The following is an 18,305-nucleotide window of genomic DNA, read 5'->3' on the forward strand; positions in this document are numbered from 1 at the left end:
AATAAATCATGAATTTCAATATGAGGTTTAGGAGATTAAAATTCAAGAATCATTGAAAAAACCTATACGCTGAAAAAGTAAAAAGTTTCAGATATAGGGATAGTTGATCAGAAATTTATCTAAAAAATTGAGTCAGATAAAAATAAATTCTCTGTATAGGAGAAATCATAATAACTTTCAATGATTTGTTTAGAAAATGTAATTGTTCAATTTAACGACTTGATTTATACATTTGAGTCATAAATTTTACTAAATCATATCGTCGCTCATGTACCAACAAACAGCACCGACTTAAGCAAACTAATTGCCTATGGTGATCCTTGCAGTTGCACTGGCATGTGCGGTTGAATAGGATCCAGCAGGTGCATCAGTATAAGTCCCATCTGAGGCAATGATAATGGGGCGAGTACTATACTTTAGAGGTTGAATGCTCGATGCATTGTTGATCGTTGGTGCAGGATCAGGATTATTTAAATCATTTGCATTAGATTGAGCAATGATTTGTCCAGTGCTGACATTACCATTGGTTGATAGGCTCAAACCGCCAGCATACAAGTTGTTTAAACGACTGGTGACACGTTTTACATAGTCTTGTGTTTCACGAAATGGAGGGATGCCGCCATATTTGTCAACATTACCTTCTCCTGCATTATAGGCAGCCAAAGCTAATGTCGTATTACCATTGAATCGCTTCATTAGCCAACTTAGATATTTAGCCCCGCCAAAAATATTCTGTTGTGGATCAAATGAGTTAGACACGTTAAAGCGACGTGCGGTTGCAGGCATGAGTTGCATCAGACCTTGTGCACCTACAGGAGAGCGTGCATTTGAATTAAATCCTGATTCAGTATGCATCACAGCTTTAATTAAACCTTCGGAGACGCCATGTGTTTGAGCGGCTTGACGAATAATGCTATCAAATGCATTACGGCTTTTACTGTAACTGGGCAATACTGAGGACTCTGAACTTCCCCAATTGCTATAACTGTGAATGTTACTGTCTTTATAATAGGTCACTTTAATTTTTTGTAAGGAACTATCATTATTTTTTCGGTTGGTGAGTAGGGTCGTGCCGTTTTGATCTTTATAGAAGTAAATTTGACCTGCAAACGTTTCAGGTGCCAATGAGAACATACTCATACACCCTAAAACCGACAACACAGAACCTTTCATTCGTTTTTTCATTTGTAGTAATTAATATATTTCCCCAATTTCATTTTGGAGTTTATCAAAGTTATTGGACAAGAAAAACTATGAATTGAGTTTTAACAATACAATTAAAAAAATGCAAGTGCTATTTGTTGGCATATTAAGCAAAAAAAATTTTATATTTTTTTTGAAAAATAACTATTGACTAAGGTAATCTATTGAAAAATATATAAAAAATATAGTGGTTAAAAAATGATCAATTTAAGGAAAATGCCCATCATTGCGATAGGAATCTATGTCAAGCCCCAAAGAATCCACAATTTTATCCACAGGTTTTGTGGAAAACTGTGGAAAAGTCCAAAAGATAAGCACTTTGGATAAAAAATGAACTTTGCCGTCTATTTTAAATCGAAGAATAAGTCAGAAAGATGACCAAATAAAAATTGATGCAAAATAAAAAAATCTTTAGATGCGGTTAACGTTCAAATCAGATAAAATTGCCCAGTATTTTTTTATGGGTCAATCTCGTCTATGTTCTCGCCAGTTGAGTCCGAGCAAGGATTTAATTTCAAACCAGAGCTTCCAACAAGTTCAGCTTATTATCGTCTGTTGAAAAAACTTCGCCGTCAGGTGGGTCATGCCATTCGTGACTATAAAATGATTGAGGAAGGCGATAAGGTGATGGTCTGTGTTTCTGGTGGGAAAGACAGTTACACCTTGTTGGATATTTTGTTGCAATTTAAACGCATTGCACCGATCAATTTTGATGTAGTCGCAGTCAATTTAGATCAGAAACAACCAGGTTTCCCCGAAGATGTATTACCGAAATATTTGGAAGAAAATAATATTCCTTATTATATTTTGGAAAAAGACACGTATAGCATCACTAAACGTTTAACGCCAGAAGGCAAAACCTATTGTGCTGTATGTTCACGTTTGCGTCGTGGTTCGCTTTATGGCTTTGCACAAGAAATTGGTGCAACCAAAGTAGCACTTGGACATCATCGTGATGACATCATTGCAACCTTCTTTTTGAATTTATTTCATGGTGGCAGCTTAAAAGCCATGCCTCCAAAATTATTGTCTTCAGACAAAAAGAATATTCTGATTCGTCCGTTGGCATATGTTGAAGAAAAAGACATCATCAAATATGCAGAAATTCGTAAATTCCCGATTATTCCATGTAACTTGTGTGGTTCTCAGGAAAATTTACAACGTGCAATGCTGAATGACATGCTGCGTGAATGGGATAAACAATATCCAAAACGTTTACACAGTATTTTTGGTGCATTACAAAATGTTTCGCCTTCACAATTAGCAGACCGTGATTTGTTCGATTTTGAGAAATTGGATGAAGAGCGTGAATTTGATATGAAATGTGACACTGAAGAAATGAAAAAACGCTTGGATGTGGTGAATTTGAGTTTTGCGGCAGACTGATCTTTTTTGCCAATTTTTTGAACAAATCGGGTACTCATATTGAAATGAGTGCCTGATTTTAAAAAATAAAACGATAAAACCAATAAAACATGAACAGTCCGTACAAAAAACTTTAGCCCAAATTGAAATTATCATGCTATAACATTGGGCAAGCAAAACTGCTTCACCCTGATGTTGTCTGGATAGATAGCACAATAAATTGAATAAATAATTTGAGGAATGAACATGCCTGCATTTTTAACTGATGATTGGTTTGCAAATGTTGAAAAATTAACTGCTGAAGCAGGTGATTTAAACTTGCCACCAGCGCTTTCTGGTTTAGCGATTAATTTGGTTGTTGCAGATGCAGATGGCAACACAGAGCTTGCTTTGGATGGTGGTAAAATCATTAAAGGTAGTTCTGCAAATGCCAAAACGACGCTCAATATGGATGCTGAGACGCTTCGTAAAGTGTTCCTAGAGTTTGATATGGCTGCTGCGATGCAAGCGTTCATGACAGGTAAAATCAAAGTTCAAGGTGATATGTCTCAATTAATGGCATTACAAACTGCTAAGCCTAGCCAAGAACAAAAAGATTTGTTTAAGAAAGTATTAGAGCAAACTGCTTAATTTTCTTGATACAAAAAAAAGCTTACTCCATGAGTAAGCTTTTTTTTGTCTGATCATTTCAGTCGATTGAAAAACAATCTCAACGATAGTTAGATCAGATATTGATGTATTACAAAAGTTTTAAATATTAAGCAGTAGCCAGCCCAGTGACGAACTGTATTAGATTTCAAGCAAACGCGGTGTCGTTTTGATGTGCTCTAAATATGCACGAATACGTGTGACATATTGCACTGCTTGTTTATAGCGACCATTACTGCTTTGGTGGCGTGTTAAATAATTGTAAAGGTTCATCCAATCATTCGGATCTTTACCTTGCGCTTTAATACGTTTTTGGATACTTTCAACAGCACCTGGTCCCATATTATAGGCAACCAATGCATACCAATGACGGTCAGGTGTACGGATGTAAGAATAGCGATTCAACATCATATCAAAATACTTTGCGCCGCCTTGAATACTTTGTACTGGGTCGTTGCGGTTACTCACACCCATTGCTTTTGCAGTATTGTTGGTCAACATCATTAAACCGCGAACACCTGTGGGAGAAACAGAGTCTGGTTTTAAATATGATTCTTGATAACCAATAGCTGCAAGCAGATGCCAATCTAAACCATACTGTTGTGCAGAACGTTTAAAACTGGCTTTATAAATCGGTAAACGCGCACTTAGATCACGTTGAATGGTATTCCAATCATCTTTCTTAACTACATTGCGATTATAAAATGATGCCAATTGTTGGGTTGCACCATTTTGTTTACTTTGACAAATAAAACCGCTTGCCGTTGCTGTGAGTGGATCATCAGCTTGCTTAAAGACCCAATTGATATCGGTATTTAAGCCATTGCTTTTTAAACTATTGAAATCACCACATGTAGCTGAAAACGAAGTGAGATTTTGTGCTTCGATACTTTGCATCGTTGCAGTGGTAATCGCAAAGTTTGCTTTGCCTTGATTGATCATCTTGAGTGCAGTCGCATTATCTGCCACTGTTTTAAACTCTAGCTTCACGTTTAAGCTTTCAGCATAATTGTGGGCTAAGTCATAGCCGAAGCCATGTTTATACTGTCCATCCTTAAATACAATACTCGGATTGGAAACAGCGACTACAGTCAATTTACTTGAATTAACTACAGCATTGTATTGATTGTTCTTACTGGCATTAATACTGAAAGGAATTAACGCCGTGGATAAAACTAAACATTTAATTGGAAGAGCACGAAATAATGAGTTAAGGCAAAGCCTCGACCCAGAGGTTGAACTACTGTGCATGTTGTCTCCGCTACAAGTAATTTATTGCCCTAAAAAGTAATAAGCACAAAAGTACCTATAGACTTCTTACAGTTGGTAAATTCAATAAGGGTGGGCAGTCATGAACGTCATTCAAAAAATGACATGTGGGATTGAAAGATTTTGCAGAAAAACTACAAAATTAAAAAAGTAAGCTAATAAAACATGTGCGCATAATATCGGCAGTTTTTTTATCTGTCAAATTTTGTTTAAAAAATGATCAGAAATTAATATTTAAGTTATTGATTTAAATATGTTAATTTTTTTTGAATTTATGCAGAAATTGTTTTGAAATAAAAAATCAAAAAACTGTAAGCAAATATACCGAATGTAAGTTAAGTTAGACCGTCATTGATAAAAATTTAGTTAAGGATTTTATATGAATTTTTTTTGATTTATGGCTTCAAGCAAAGTAAAAATGTACAGCATATTTGTACTAAAAATCAGTTTCGATATTCAGAATTTTTATGGGTTGGCAGTAGACGAACCTCAATATTTTTTTAAAAATGTATCTCAATGCGGATCTATGGTAAATGGTTTTAAATCATGAAATCTAATTTAATCACCCGTTCGGGACATGATTTATTGGTTGCAGAACTGCAACAACTTTGGCGTGAGGAACGACCAGAAGTAACTAAAAAGGTAACATGGGCTGCCAGTCTAGGTGACCGATCTGAAAATGCGGATTATCAATACAATAAACAACTGCTGAGAAAGATTGATCGTCGTGTGCGCTACTTAGGTAAACGTTTAGAAGAATTACGTATCGTAGATTTTGCACCCGAGCAAGAAGGAAAAGTCTATTTTGGTGCATGGGTCGAGATAGAAAACGATGAAGGGGAATCGAAAACTTTGCGGATTGTCGGTGTTGATGAAATTTATGACCATCACCCCCAACATATTTCTATTGACTCACCGATGGCAAGGGCTTTGCTCTCTAAACAGGTAGATGATGAAGTTGAAGTGATGACACCTTTAGGAAAAAAGCTTTGGTATATCAACTCAATTCGTTATGAAAAGCATGAAATTTCAGCAAATTAACAGGATTTGATTTTATTTTGTACATTCGAGAGTGAAAATATAGAAAAAGATTTGCCAAGTCGTGTTTTTATTTATATGATAGCCGCCATTGGAAGCGTGGCAGAGCGGTTTAATGCACCGGTCTTGAAAACCGACGAGGGTGTGAGTCCTCCGTGAGTTCGAATCTCACCGCTTCCGCCAAATTCAAGTTTCTGACACTGTTTAACACTATATAAGTTTATGATTTATAAGGTTAAAGTTGGAAATATACGATATGACAAGCCGTGACGCACTACGCCAATCGGTAGTTATAAAGTAGTAAAAAATGCAGTAAGATTATTTCTTACTGCATTTTTTTATGTCTGAATTATGGCGACTCGTGGAATCAATAAGCTTAGTGCTTTACAAGTTAAAAAAGCTAAACCTGATCCTGACAAGATGTATAAGCTGTCTGATGGGGGAAACCTGTACCTGCGTATTGATCAGAGTGGTAGCAAGTACTGGATATTCAATTACACACGTCCATTTTTAGCCAAACGTAATGATTTATCTTTAGGTACTTATCCTGAAGTTTCACTGGATGATGCTCGCACTATTCGTGATGAATATAAGAAGCTCATTAAGCAGGGCATCGATCCAGCAATGGAGCGGATTGAAACCAAGTCCCAGAAACAGAAAGAAGCAGAAAATACCTTTCGTATTGTTGCTGAAGCATGGCTATATAAACGTGAGCTAGAGCAAAAACAGGATGAAGAGACGATCCGTCGTTTAAAGCACGATGTCTATCCCTATATTGGTGATTTAACCTTTCCACAGCTTACCTTGGAAATTCTTGAGATTAAGGTCTTTAAGCGCATTATTGAACGTGGTGCATTGTCAGTTGCCAAACGCCTAAAATCGGACTTGAACCAGATATTTAAGTCAGCACGTAAAAAGAAGCTGATTCAATACAATCCTATTGAGGATATTGAACTGCCCAAACCACAGGGTGGGAACTTTGCAGCCGTGACAGAGGAGCAGGAACTAGCTCCAATGCTCAATAAAATTTGGAACTACTCCAAACTTTATCCACGTTGTTCACATATCACACAAGTGGCGTTAAAAATCTCCGTGTTGACCTTTCAGCGACCTGGGGAGATACGCAAGCTGAAAAAGGAGTATTTCTATTGTGAAGAAAGATGCTTTAAATTTACAGCTAGTAAAACCAAGCAGCTTCATATTGTACCATTGTCAGATCAGGCCTTTGACTTAATTGATTCAATTATTGATCTGCACCCATACAGTGAATACATTTTCGTGGGTCGGGATGGTAAAACTTTTATTTCTGATAATACGATTAACTCAGCGTTAAAACGCTTGGGCTATGCTGGGAAGCAAACGGCACATGGATTACGTGCAACCGCACGAACCATGTTGGATGAAATATTAGAACAACGTGTAGACTTTATTGAGCATCAATTGGCACATAAAGTAAAAGATAATAATGGTACAGCCTACAATCGAACCAAATTTTTAAACAATCGTCGGGAGATGATGCAGGAGTGGGCGAATTACCTAGAATCATTGCTGGATCAGCAACAGTAAAAAGATGAAAATCCAATGATAAAAAAATAGCCTGTCAAACGACAGGCTATTTAATTTATGCTGCTTTAAGCTCTTTGAGTTCAAGCCATTCAATAATCTGGCTTTCAGCCCATGTGGGCATACTTGCTGTTAAATAGGTAGGTTCAGGAAAATCACCCCGACGAATCATTTTCCAGAAGGTGGATTCTGCAATATTCAATATCCCTTTGGTTGCAGGCTTATAAGATAGCTTTCGTCTGCGACCACCACGATCTACATAGTCCTTGGCAGGGCGTTCAGGGTAGTTGACTAAGTCTTTGACACGATAATGCTGTTCTATCATTTTCCACCTCTAGGATTTTATACACATAAATATTAACAGTATGAAAGTATTGATATTGAACATTGCATACTTTCATATGGCTCATGATAGACAGTGGTATACAGTGATAAAAGAACAGTGCATAATTATAAAAAAATAGTACTATTATACATTGTTAACATATTGAAATATAATGATATGAGTATTATGAAATTTGAAGACTTAAGCGAACTGGAGCAGGAGCTCTTTGATTGTCTGTTTAATTATTATGAATCCAGCTTTCTACAGAGTGAGGCAAGTGGAAGTATAAAAACAGCTGATGAGCCAGAAAAAAGAATTATCGTTTCTGAGTTAAATGAGATGCAGCGGAAGGTGCTGAACGAGCGACTACACCTTAACGATTTAATTCCGAAAGAAATAAATGAATTTCATCAACTGATTTTAGGTGAGAATACGGTCATTTCACCTATGCAGATATTGGTACTATTAGAACAGCTGGATGTATTAAAAGACGAGTTTGGTACGCTTTCAAATACAATTCAAAAAAAACGTTATAGTGTAATTTTACAGGCTTATCAGGCTTTGGATGAAAATATTTGCACCCAACGCAATTTAAAGATTCTGAAACGAATGAGAGGTATTCGTGCAGTCAAAGTTCGTAATGATAAGAATGTATACCCACGCCATCAAATTCTGTATCGGGTTTTAAGGGATGAAGCTCATAAAAATGGTCGGTGGGAGAATTTATCACAGGCGGTAAAATCAATTTTGCCAATACTTAGACTTGAATATCAAAAAAATAATCTGGTCTGGATTCAGAATGAAATAGATTCTAAGCTGGCATTGATTGAAGAATTGGAAAAGGGACGACTCATTAATTCCCATAATAAACAGAATGAAAATTATCATGGAAAGGTTTATCAGAATCGTAAATATCAGAACAGGATCGACAAACTTCAGTTAGAAATAAACGAATTAATCATTGCTCAGAAGTCAACTGACCCTGCTTTGCTGCTGGGGAAAAAAATACCCTATAACACCATTTATAATGATGAAAGTATTCTTCACCACTTAAGAGATTGTCCTGAACTGTTACAGGATATTCTTATTCAAAAGTGATAAGAAGTACTCAAAAAAACAATCATCAACTTATTCATTACCAAAAGTATCAGAAGCAATTTGATCAACGGATAGGTGCCTGATTTGCTCTAGCTGAATATTTTTCTGTATTTCCTTTAAAAACTGGAGTTTTAATTTCTGAATTTCACTGGCGTCCTGAAGGGGGCTATTGGTTAATTCATTAATGGTAATTTTACTATTGATTAATTCATTAATGAGATACTTCTGGATAACTTCATCCTGTTTGCGTACCTGAAGCTGTTTAATATAAAGCATTTTATCAAGGGCTTTGATGCGTTGGTTCAATTCCTCAATAATCATGTCTTTTTCATTTAATTTTTGCTTATAGGGTAGAGGGAGCGTTTGCTTTGTCTCATACGTATTCATCAGGAATTCTAGACACTCTGCCTCAGTTTTAAGTTTGAGTTTTTCAGTCAATGTCTCCATTTTTTTTGCTGTATGTGAGGTTAGATAAAATTGCTTTCTCACATTCGCATGATTTTTCTTGGAATATTTGAAATTTCTGAATCTATTTTTCAGATCGGAAAAATATTTTTCATTGAGTAAAAGTACCCATTGATTCGTTATTTCTGCTACGAGTAATGGGTGGATCATGGTTTCGATGGGCTGAATTTGCAATCGTCCATCAGGAAGCTGGACTATCTGCAGTAGTGCCTGTTCTTTGTTACATTCGTGCTCTAAAAACAAGGATTTTAATGTCTGATCTTTATCAAGCCATTGTTGCAATGTCAGTTGTTTTCTTGCCATTTTGATGTTCTATGATGTTTGAAATTCTAATATGATTATAGATTTTAATTAAGGTGGAATAAACATTTCTAAATACGTTTAGTAAATGTTTATTTGTTTTAAATTTATTTTATAGTAAATATTTGTGCCTATCTAAAAATAATTCTAAAATTTACTAATAGCAATGTTGAATGAATAAAAATGTATGGATGAAATGACAGAAGAGCATAAGCAGCTCATTTTTAATTTTAATGAGTTATCACCACATAGATTAAGTTCCTACGCTAGACTGGTGCTGATTAAATTTATTAGTCTCTTTGGTACACAAAAAACCAACGATTCATTGTTGGAATTGTCTGAAAAGATAGGTGTGCAACATAAAAAATTAAAACTGGTATTGGAGGAGTTATCAGGCTTTGAGATATTGGAGTTTTCATATCCAGAAACAGGTCGGCGGGCAAGAGTTACAACCATACAGCTGAATTTAGATTATTTAAATCAGCTATTGAGTAAAGTTAATCAACATGAAACATCCCATCATAGGTATGTCCGCCTTAAGAGAGCGATTAAGCAGTTTGACCTTTTAATGCTTATTTTTATCAAATTATCTCAAGTCAGAGTGACCACTAAAAAGTTTGATTTACTACCCGAACAAAAACTGGATTTTAGGGTATTATTGACGCTATTACACCTGACTCGCTCATGTGATGTTTATGGGGTGATACGTAATATAGGTACAACACAACTGGTTGCTAAAACAGGGTTAAATAAGCAAGCAATATTTGATTCGATCTGCTTTTTGAAAAAAATAGGTTTGCTTCGGGTACATGTGCATGGGACGATCAATAACAAATTTATAAAAAATATAACGCCAATCTACATGTTGAATTTATCTCATGCCTTTTGGGGCAATCATGCTCGGTATGGTCGGTTTTATATATCGGAAGCCAGTGAAAGACATCATTTTGAAATAAAAATGATTGCTGATATTTTTACGGTAATTTCTGAGCAGGTGCAGCCGTTGGATTCTGACAACTCACGCGATCTCAATCATCTTACGGAATTGGTTCTTAAGCGTCTTGATTCAGATATAATCAACATTATTACTGGAACAATGATTGAGCGTATCCAGGCTTCATCACAAGTTCAGGAGACGATTTCTAGTTTCATTAAAGAATGTCTAATTCATTATTTACAATTACAACAATGCCATCAGGAACAAGGAGATTTGACAGTATTTGCAAAAGTGTTCAAACAAGCATCAATCAATAAAAAGAAACAACATATCAAATTGAATGATTTGGATTCAAATTTGACCATGATGCAATGTTATTTTGAATCATGGTGTTGCAGACTGCTTGATCAGCGGGGTTTACGTCAGCAGATTATACAGGGTTCACTGTTATATGGTGTGGATATTTTAAATCGAACTACAATTGAAAAAGATATTTATCCTTTTGTCTTTCAGGAAAAATACCGTTTGGAATTGATTGCAAATCCTGGCTTAATCAAAAAAGGCGACCTAGATGCAGACATTCAAATACAGATTCAGAAGCTGGAGAAGCAGGAGCAACTAGTCATCCTGGAATTCTTATTATTTTGTTTGAATTTGATTGCCAAAAATCAGATTTTACCATTTTTAAAAAGTACACGAAGACTCAGTCATGTAGCAGGCAAGTTTTTTCAAATTATACCAAAAGTCGAGTCGCAGAAAATGTATAGTTGTATCTATGTGCCCGATTCAACACTCACTAAAGATGAGTTTTTTCTGATCGATATGCCTTATCCAATTCGTGAGAAAGAGGATGAATTTTCGAGTGAAGACTGTTTGCTGAAATTCACTGAACCTAGTGTTAATGACATGAAAAAATATGGATTGCTGGATCAGTTTTATACAGGAGGAACTGAATTGCTGAATTAAAAAGTAGCGTAACTTTAGCTTCTGCAACATTCCCATAATTTGGTTATTCTCGCTGTATGGGACAGCGGGGTAATGGTCAGTCTAGACAGGTTTGCTTAACAGGTAATATATATTATTATCTATTAATAATATAAACAATAACTTATATCGTTGATTAAATACAGTGAGTTATTTAGTTAAGTATAGCCCATACTCAAATGGGTTATAGACAATGTATCAATATCAAATCACTAAAAGCATTCTAAATTAACCCTATAGTATGTTCCAAAGTCTCTAAGCATGTTCAGCTAAGCAGGATGACCACAACATCCTGCTTTAGAATCATGATCAGTAAAATTTTACATCTCTCACTTAGATATGAACCTTATGTTTCAGTGAGAACCTAAATGTACCAGAATAATCCATTAGAAAGTGAATCATCCATTCTTATCTCAATCGAAGATTTTATGGTTAGTACATGCCATGAGCAATTTGTTGATGATCATGAAGAATTCAAGCGAGAGCTGTTGGATGCTGTGTGTGCTTTTAAGGTGATTTACAGAGAAGATTTTACTTATTCCAGAATCATTAATGTTTTCAAAAGAGTGATTAATCTCGTAGATTACATTATGGATAAATTGGACTCCCATCTTTATGAAGATATTTTACGATTTGAACTAAACCACATCTTCCATATTCAAGGCATAATTCAACATGAGATGAAAAATACAATACGAGAACAATTCGATTTTCAGCGTCAAGAACAACGTAATCGCTTTAAACTGGAATGCTACCTAAATAAACTGCTTACACACTATGCTAGATTACAGTTTGTTCGAGTAGATATCTCTATTCTTAAAGAATATCAAATCCATTGGGGTATTCAAGACTTTAAGTATGCATTGGATATTCTATGTAATCGTATGTCAAATAAAGATACCTGTTTTAAGCACTTACAAGGTTATGTATGGGCATTAGAGCAGGGTGTAGAAAAAGGCTATCACTGCCATTTATTACTCATCTATGATGGGAATAGTCGTATAGAGGATTCAGGTTTAGCAAAACTGGTGGCTGAGTATTGGAAGCACATCACCAATCAACAGGGTACTCACTACAACTGTAATACCAAAGACAACAAGGAAAAATTTGATAAAAATGGATTGCTTGGGGTTGGAATGATTCATCGTGATCAACCAATACAAGTTACAAATGCGATTCGTGCAGCGATGTACTTGGTCAATCCTGAAAAAGAAGATCAGCGCTTACGGGCTAAAACCTCTCCACAGATGCGGACTTTTGGTACAGGTCAGTTTGAAGTAAAATGGCGCAGAGATATTGAACAAAATGAGTCATTATGATATTAAAAATAGAGAACACGACTATCAGATGTATTCTCTATCTTGTACAGTTTGACATCAAAAAGACAAACTTACATTTCCTTGATCGGTGATTAATTCAGCTTCAAGCACCTGATCACCACGGCATTTCAATAAGTACGATACTGTAGAGCTATAGCTCATTTGCACAGGCATCTTGCTATGAAAGTCAGCGGTGTAATAACCACAACGACCACGATTAATTTTCATGCCTTGTAGAACAAAAGGCTGATTGCTGGTCGATTGAATTTCAAGAATATATTCAATTGCCCCTTGTACATTAAAAGCAGATTGAGATTCTCTAGCACTAATGCGAGCCTTAACATTTAGATCGCTAACTTGTGCAGATTCATTCTCAAGCGGAATGTCAGCAGCTTCCTGAGTGTTGTTTGGATTAAGGTCAGTTTCCATCATGGCTTTCAGCACATCAGGATACTTATTCCATCCACTGATATAAGACTCCGCTTCCTTGACCTCAGCAGGTAAATAGACATGACCATTGTCAATAATCATCTGCATTTCATTGAGTTTAGCTTTAACTGCTTCCTCGGTATAAGGAGCATAGATTGATTGAGTATGCTGAGCAGCATTATTGGTAGGCTCACCTGAAGTATCAGTTTTTGGTGGTTGATTGTTCTGGCTACATGCCATTAACAGGGAACACAAGGCAATGGTGGAAAATAATGATTTCATGATTGCACTCCCTTATAATTTAGGACGAATAACAACAAACCAGACGAATAGTAGAATCAAAATTCCACCAACAATTTTACCGATGACTGGAAACATTACAGCAGGCCACACTAAGCCTTGCCCCAAATTGTAAGTAAATGGCTTGTAGTTATACTGTCCCCAAAAGTGTTGATAGATGGCAAAGAAAAAACCAATCACCAAGTAGCTACTAATCACCCATGTCTTAATATTTGAATTCATTTACTTTCCCCCAATTGCATATTTTGCCAATGCAATAAATAGTCCCATCACGATCATGAAGCTAATGAAGGGTAGACCCAGTACACAAATCACAGCGATGACGCAGATAATGCCTGCAAGTGTTCTCATGGCTACTCCTTCATACACTGATAGGACACATTGACCATATCCATCTGGAAGGATTCAGTTTGTTGAAGGGTGTACAGATTGTTTTTAAGACCATCCTCTCCATATTTATCTTCAAGTTTGTCGTAGATACATGAACAGGTATTGCCATCAATGCCGCCTGTTTTACAACCACTGATAAATTGGCGTTCTGTTTTACTGGCACAACCTGCAATCATCAATGTAAGTGAGATGAGTGCAAGCGAAGTAAGCGTTTTCATCATTTCCCCTAATTTTTTATTGTGTTATTTGATGTGTAATAAATTTTGCTGAATGAACTAAAGTGTAGATGTGACAAAGCTTTCCAAGGCTAGACAGCGTTTAGATTAGTCAAATAAGCAAAAAATTTATGAATGCTGTTAATGCAATAGAGGAATAGAAAATCGTTTTAGGAAAAACAATAAAGATAGAAAAAGTTTAGTCATGGCGACTACTCCTGTATGTATTAAGAAGCTCTACCAACTTACTGCTAAATAATGGTGGCAGAACGAAAAGGGGTTAGCAGACTGGACATACAGAACCAGCACGCGCGGACGCGTCCCCCTCCCGTTCTACCGCAAAGGGGGACGAGAAGGTTTTACGCATAAGAGATACTCAGAAGAATAAACCCTGATGCGCTGTATGAAACGGTCTGCTAAAACCGACTGACAATGTAGGCCAGCAGTTGAATGATAAAATTAAGGATGGGTTTAGTCAATTCAGCTAATGAAAATATATAAATAAATCAATAATTTTATTATTTTTAATACACTAGTACTTTTTCAATTTTAAGTAATATAATTCTGATGTCTAAAATAGTAAATTATCTGAAAATTCAAAAAATTAGGGGGATATATGAATTTTAAATTACTTAAAGTACGACTAGATAGAATTAAAACTCAAAAACATACACTTACTCCAGAAGATATGTTGATGTTAGTTACTCAAGAAAAAGCTGATCTTAATTCGGGGTTTTTCTCTCGCTTATTTAGTGTGACTATTCCACAAAAATGGGAATTTTCTATCAATTCATCTGAGGAAATTGGCGTTGCTTTAGAATTGGTTGAATTGATTGAAACAGTATTTATCCCTCACTATCAGGGGCATGCAAAAAATTATGCTTGGTTAGAGCAATGTATTTTATTCAAACTCAAGCATCAAGCGTCGATGAATATTTCTGAATTAGTCAGTCGGTATTTATCGAAGATTGAAAAAAGTGAACATTTACAGATTAGTCGAGAGATCTTAAAAATTTTATTTGAGCGTGAGCCTAGCAATGCTGTCATTAAAGCACAGGCGATAGTGTACAAACGTAGTCAAATCTATACTAGCGCTATAGAAAAGTTTGAGTACTATTTTGAGCATTGTTCTTATCAAGAAACATTATATTTTGATTATCTTGAATGTTTAATAATGCGGAAGAATGTTATCTATAATCAGGAAAAAGGAGAGTTTGGTGATTTGCAATATGCTGTATATTTACTTTGCTCTATAGACGATGCGAAAGATAGAGCATTACAAGGGAATCTACTCAATCGTGCTATAACAGCCCTTTTACCAGAAGACGTTATTGCAACTCGTCCTGAAGATACGAATTTCTTAGCTGACATGGGACGTGGGCTAAATAGTTTTAGTAAGGGAGTTGGTACATTTTTTGGAGGGCGTGATTCGCAGATTCCATATAGTGAAGGAATTATTGCGAGTGCACCAAAACTTTTGAAAAATAAAAAAATTGTTGAGTGTCTTAACCAAAATCAAAAAGCACAAAAAGAGCTAGAAAAAATATTATCTGATCAAGGGCTAAAGGTGGGTGTGGGCTTAACGGCATCCGCATATTCTTTAGGATTAATTTGGGATTATGCACATATTGATCCATCTGTATTAGATGCATTGAGCTTTGCATCAAAAGGAAATCCTGAAAACTTAAATACTTTACAAGACATTTCAGCGAATACACTAGATAGTGCAGGAGCAGTGACTCGTTTAACTGGTTATGTTGCTGAACAACAGGTTGCACTGAATTTACAACAACAAGGACATACAGTTGAATTTCCCGATAGCGCAAACCAAGCTGGTTATGATTTGATTGTTGATGGCACACCGATGCAAGTTAAGTGCTCAATGGATGCTGATTATGTATTAAGTCATTTTGATAAGTATCCAGATATTCCAGTGATTGTGAACAGTGAACTTGCAGAGCAGCTAGGTAATCATCCGATGGTGTTAGTGGATACCACTTTAAGCTATGAAGCTGTTCAGGAAACTACTGGTGTAGGACTAGAGCAAGTTTCAGATTTTGCGGATGTAGGAGATATGCTACCAATCCCACTATTAACGATTGGTTTAGCGGCATATCGTAATTATGGTGATTTTAATTCAGGTAAAGTGGATGGCGAGCAATACTTAAAAAATGTTGGCAAAGAAACTGCTGCAATTGCTGGAGGTGCAATGACAGGGTCAATGCTACTCGGCGCATTAGCAGGTCTTGCTACAGGTGGTGTTGGAGTCATTGTTGCGAGTGGTATTGGTGCATATATGGGAGGGGTTGCTGGTTCTACAGGTGCAAATAGTATGAATCGAGAAGCCTTGTGTAATCAGAGAGATATCGTAGTGAAATTACTCATTGAATTCGCAGCGTGGTTCAATGAAAATTTATTGGTTCATCGAACAAATGTGCTATTCAAACAGCTACAAAGTTTTGAAACTCATATGTTGAATAATGCTGATCGTATTATTACTTTTAGTACTTTATTGATCTATCAACATGAAGCTTATATGCGTGCCTATCATCTGAACCAATGGATATTACATAAGTTGCAAAAAGGTAATGAAATGGAAAAGGTTCAAGCTGGTTGGGTGGCTATTGATGAGTCAAGTAATTTTATATCAGTTGATCTACAGCCAAAAATTAATGAAATTAATCGTCAATTAGAGATTTATAGGGAACTTGCCAAACCTGATTCAGCACAGCCTAATCGTACTCATCAGCTTAAACCTGCTTGAGTGTTGGAATAATATTGATAGTTGTATTTGAAATAAAAAATTGGAGAGATTATTTACTAATTGAATTAGTAAATTAAAAGTTATTCCAAATAATTTCAGACACATAATATCCTAATGAGAATCATGAAACTCTTTTGAGTTCTTCATGAAAATATGAAAACAAAGTCTGCCATCGAGCAGGCTTTTTTTATGCACAAAATTTAAGGAGTCGAGCTATGAGCTTGAGCTGTCCCTTTTGCCATTCAACGAATGTGATATTGGTTGAAGCAAGTACACAACAATCAAATACGACCTTAACCAATTTGGTCACACCGACCACATTGGGTGCATTGGGAACCACGGTCGCAAAGTCTTTCAATCTGCCACCGATTGTCGGTGGAATAGCAGGAACGGTACTCGGCAGTGTGTTGAATTCATTTACCGAACAAAGCACACCACCACAGCAGAATTTATGCTTCTGCCACAACTGCTACCAAAAGTTTCCAGCGCACCTTTTGCATTAAAGATCGTTAGTAACCACACAAATTCAAATTTCATTTTCAAATTAAAAGGAATAAAACTATGGCACATCAACTTGAACAAATGGCGTATGTCGGAGAAACCCCTTGGCACGGACTAGGGAATCAACTGACACAAAACCAACCGATTGAAGTCTGGGCACAGCAGGCAGGTATGGATTGGCGGATTGAATCTTCTAATGTCAGTTATATGGCGCAGAATGACCGTGGGCAAAGCATCATCATGCCTTATGAAGAACAACGAGTTTTATATCGCTCTGATACCCATGCTCCACTGTCAGTCGTCAGTCAACGCTTTCAGGAAGTGCAACCGAGAGAGATTTTAGAATTCTATCGTGACCTCACCGAGCAATCAGGTTTTGAACTTGAAACCGCAGGTGTACTCAAAGGTGGCAAGAAATTCTGGGCACTAGCACGTACAGGGCAAACATCCATGTTGAAGGGCAAAGATGTCAGTAATGGCTATATGCTCTTGGCAACAGCATGTGACGGAACCCTTGCCACCACCGCACAATTTACCTCGATCCGAGTAGTGTGCAACAATACTTTAGCGATTGCCTTAAAAGGACAGAACAGCAGTGCAGGTGTGGTCAAAGTTCCACACAGTACTAAATTTGATGCTGATAAGGTCAAACAGCAACTCGGTATTTCAGTACGTGCATGGGATGAACACATGTATGAAATGAAGCAACTGACACAACGTAAAGTGAGTCAGATGGAAGCATCCGCTTACTTTGATGCCGTGTTCAATAACAGCACAATGAACAACGTGGTGGATCAGGAGGACAACATCATCCAGTTCTACCGTGATGTAGCCTTACAAGCCCAAGCCAATGGCAAGGACAAAGCTGAACCAAATGCCAAATCGATGAGTCGAGCTATGGAAATGTTTAATGGTCAAGGACGAGGTGCGGAGCTAAGTTCAGCCAAAGGAACAGCCTATGGATTACTGTGTTCAATCACAGAATTTATAGACCACGAACGTCGTGCCATGAGTACCGATCACCGGCTTGATTCAGCTTGGTTTGGTGCTGGCGCATCGATCAAACAACGAGGATTGGAACAGGCACTTAACATGCTTGCATAGTGCGGAATATACATTTTTCAATCATGGAAAGTTAGACCTAACTAAGCATTTTTAAATGGAATTTCGAATTTTAAAAATTATTAAAACC

The 18,305-nt window shown here is 36.5% G+C and carries 18 protein-coding genes and 1 tRNA gene; 11 read left to right on the plus strand and 8 right to left on the minus strand.

Going from position 1 to position 18,305, the window contains the following annotated elements; all coding sequences use genetic code 11:
• Positions 1-300 precede the first annotated feature (300 nt).
• Positions 301-1,173, minus strand: coding sequence for a lytic transglycosylase domain-containing protein (locus ACINWC743_RS14585; protein ID WP_009585991.1), 873 nt, complete (start codon positions 1,171-1,173; stop codon positions 301-303).
• Between the two features lie 507 nt (positions 1,174-1,680).
• Between ACINWC743_RS14585 and ttcA the strand changes: the two genes are divergently transcribed.
• Together ttcA and ACINWC743_RS14595 are read left to right on the plus strand one after the other, a co-directional pair.
• Entirely contained in the window at positions 1,681-2,589 is a 909-nt protein-coding gene (gene ttcA / locus ACINWC743_RS14590) for a tRNA 2-thiocytidine(32) synthetase TtcA (protein WP_005030632.1), read from the plus strand.
• A gap of 225 nt (positions 2,590-2,814) precedes the next feature.
• Positions 2,815-3,198, plus strand: a complete 384-nt coding sequence (locus tag ACINWC743_RS14595) for an SCP2 sterol-binding domain-containing protein (protein ID WP_004828485.1) — start codon at positions 2,815-2,817, stop codon at positions 3,196-3,198.
• A gap of 159 nt (positions 3,199-3,357) precedes the next feature.
• Here ACINWC743_RS14595 and ACINWC743_RS14600 read toward each other — a convergent pair whose 3' ends face one another.
• Positions 3,358-4,467 carry a transglycosylase SLT domain-containing protein gene (locus tag ACINWC743_RS14600; RefSeq protein ID WP_004828487.1) on the minus strand — a complete coding sequence of 370 codons (1,110 nt, stop codon included), beginning with the start codon at positions 4,465-4,467 and terminating at the stop codon, positions 3,358-3,360.
• Positions 4,468-5,031: 564 nt separating this feature from the next.
• On the opposite strand from ACINWC743_RS14600, the gene greB reads away from it, so the two are divergent.
• The 3 genes from greB (at position 5,032) to ACINWC743_RS14615 (ending at position 7,089) form a co-directional block, all read left to right on the plus strand.
• Positions 5,032-5,526, plus strand: a complete 495-nt coding sequence (greB, locus tag ACINWC743_RS14605) for a transcription elongation factor GreB (protein ID WP_004828488.1) — start codon at positions 5,032-5,034, stop codon at positions 5,524-5,526.
• A 90-nt stretch (positions 5,527-5,616) separates the two neighbouring features.
• Positions 5,617-5,706 (plus strand) — tRNA-Ser (locus tag ACINWC743_RS14610).
• A 168-nt stretch (positions 5,707-5,874) separates the two neighbouring features.
• Positions 5,875-7,089, plus strand: a complete 1,215-nt coding sequence (locus ACINWC743_RS14615) for a tyrosine-type recombinase/integrase (RefSeq protein WP_000235462.1) — start codon at positions 5,875-5,877, stop codon at positions 7,087-7,089.
• Positions 7,090-7,144: 55 nt separating this feature from the next.
• Here ACINWC743_RS14615 and ACINWC743_RS14620 read toward each other — a convergent pair whose 3' ends face one another.
• The gene (locus ACINWC743_RS14620; RefSeq protein ID WP_000572501.1) at positions 7,145-7,411 is read right to left on the minus strand and encodes a helix-turn-helix transcriptional regulator; all 267 of its coding nucleotides are present in this window, start codon (positions 7,409-7,411) and stop codon (positions 7,145-7,147) included.
• A gap of 177 nt (positions 7,412-7,588) precedes the next feature.
• Between ACINWC743_RS14620 and ACINWC743_RS14625 the strand changes: the two genes are divergently transcribed.
• Entirely contained in the window at positions 7,589-8,509 is a 921-nt protein-coding gene (locus tag ACINWC743_RS14625; protein WP_005271772.1) for a hypothetical protein, read from the plus strand.
• A 30-nt stretch (positions 8,510-8,539) separates the two neighbouring features.
• On the opposite strand, the gene ACINWC743_RS14630 is transcribed toward ACINWC743_RS14625, so the two are convergent.
• Entirely contained in the window at positions 8,540-9,277 is a 738-nt protein-coding gene (locus tag ACINWC743_RS14630; protein ID WP_005271770.1) for a hypothetical protein, read from the minus strand.
• A gap of 184 nt (positions 9,278-9,461) precedes the next feature.
• Between ACINWC743_RS14630 and ACINWC743_RS14635 the strand changes: the two genes are divergently transcribed.
• Both ACINWC743_RS14635 and ACINWC743_RS14640 read left to right on the plus strand, forming a co-directional pair.
• Positions 9,462-11,177: a hypothetical protein gene (locus ACINWC743_RS14635; protein ID WP_005271769.1), complete on the plus strand. Its 1,716-nt coding sequence runs from the start codon at positions 9,462-9,464 to the stop codon at positions 11,175-11,177.
• Positions 11,178-11,563: 386 nt separating this feature from the next.
• On the plus strand, positions 11,564-12,514 hold the full coding sequence (locus ACINWC743_RS14640; RefSeq protein WP_000284561.1) for a YagK/YfjJ domain-containing protein: 951 nt from the start codon (positions 11,564-11,566) through the stop codon (positions 12,512-12,514).
• A gap of 57 nt (positions 12,515-12,571) precedes the next feature.
• On the opposite strand, the gene ACINWC743_RS14645 is transcribed toward ACINWC743_RS14640, so the two are convergent.
• Genes ACINWC743_RS14645 through ACINWC743_RS14655 form a run of 4 tightly spaced genes read right to left on the minus strand, consistent with a single transcriptional unit; the run spans position 12,572 to position 13,851 of the window.
• Entirely contained in the window at positions 12,572-13,225 is a 654-nt protein-coding gene (locus ACINWC743_RS14645; protein WP_000838342.1) for a hypothetical protein, read from the minus strand.
• Between the two features lie 12 nt (positions 13,226-13,237).
• Positions 13,238-13,465 carry a hypothetical protein gene (locus ACINWC743_RS14650; protein ID WP_005271766.1) on the minus strand — a complete coding sequence of 76 codons (228 nt, stop codon included), beginning with the start codon at positions 13,463-13,465 and terminating at the stop codon, positions 13,238-13,240.
• Positions 13,466-13,594 (minus strand): hypothetical protein, encoded by a 129-nt coding sequence (locus ACINWC743_RS25100; protein WP_005271762.1) that lies wholly within the window; start codon positions 13,592-13,594, stop codon positions 13,466-13,468.
• A gap of 2 nt (positions 13,595-13,596) precedes the next feature.
• Positions 13,597-13,851 (minus strand): hypothetical protein, encoded by a 255-nt coding sequence (locus ACINWC743_RS14655; protein ID WP_005271760.1) that lies wholly within the window; start codon positions 13,849-13,851, stop codon positions 13,597-13,599.
• 613 nt (positions 13,852-14,464) lie between these two features.
• Here ACINWC743_RS14655 and ACINWC743_RS14660 point away from each other — a divergent pair.
• The 3 genes from ACINWC743_RS14660 (at position 14,465) to ACINWC743_RS14670 (ending at position 18,217) form a co-directional block, all read left to right on the plus strand.
• The gene (locus ACINWC743_RS14660; protein ID WP_001009680.1) at positions 14,465-16,612 is read left to right on the plus strand and encodes a glycine zipper family protein; all 2,148 of its coding nucleotides are present in this window, start codon (positions 14,465-14,467) and stop codon (positions 16,610-16,612) included.
• Between the two features lie 215 nt (positions 16,613-16,827).
• On the plus strand, positions 16,828-17,115 hold the full coding sequence (locus ACINWC743_RS14665; protein ID WP_000058781.1) for a hypothetical protein: 288 nt from the start codon (positions 16,828-16,830) through the stop codon (positions 17,113-17,115).
• 58 nt (positions 17,116-17,173) lie between these two features.
• Entirely contained in the window at positions 17,174-18,217 is a 1,044-nt protein-coding gene (locus ACINWC743_RS14670; protein ID WP_000951122.1) for a DUF932 domain-containing protein, read from the plus strand.
• The last annotated feature ends 88 nt before the right edge of the window (positions 18,218-18,305 follow it).

Origin of the sequence: Acinetobacter sp. WC-743, assembly GCF_000335555.1 — a bacterium.
Taxonomy (GTDB): Bacteria; Pseudomonadota; Gammaproteobacteria; order Pseudomonadales; family Moraxellaceae; genus Acinetobacter; species Acinetobacter bereziniae.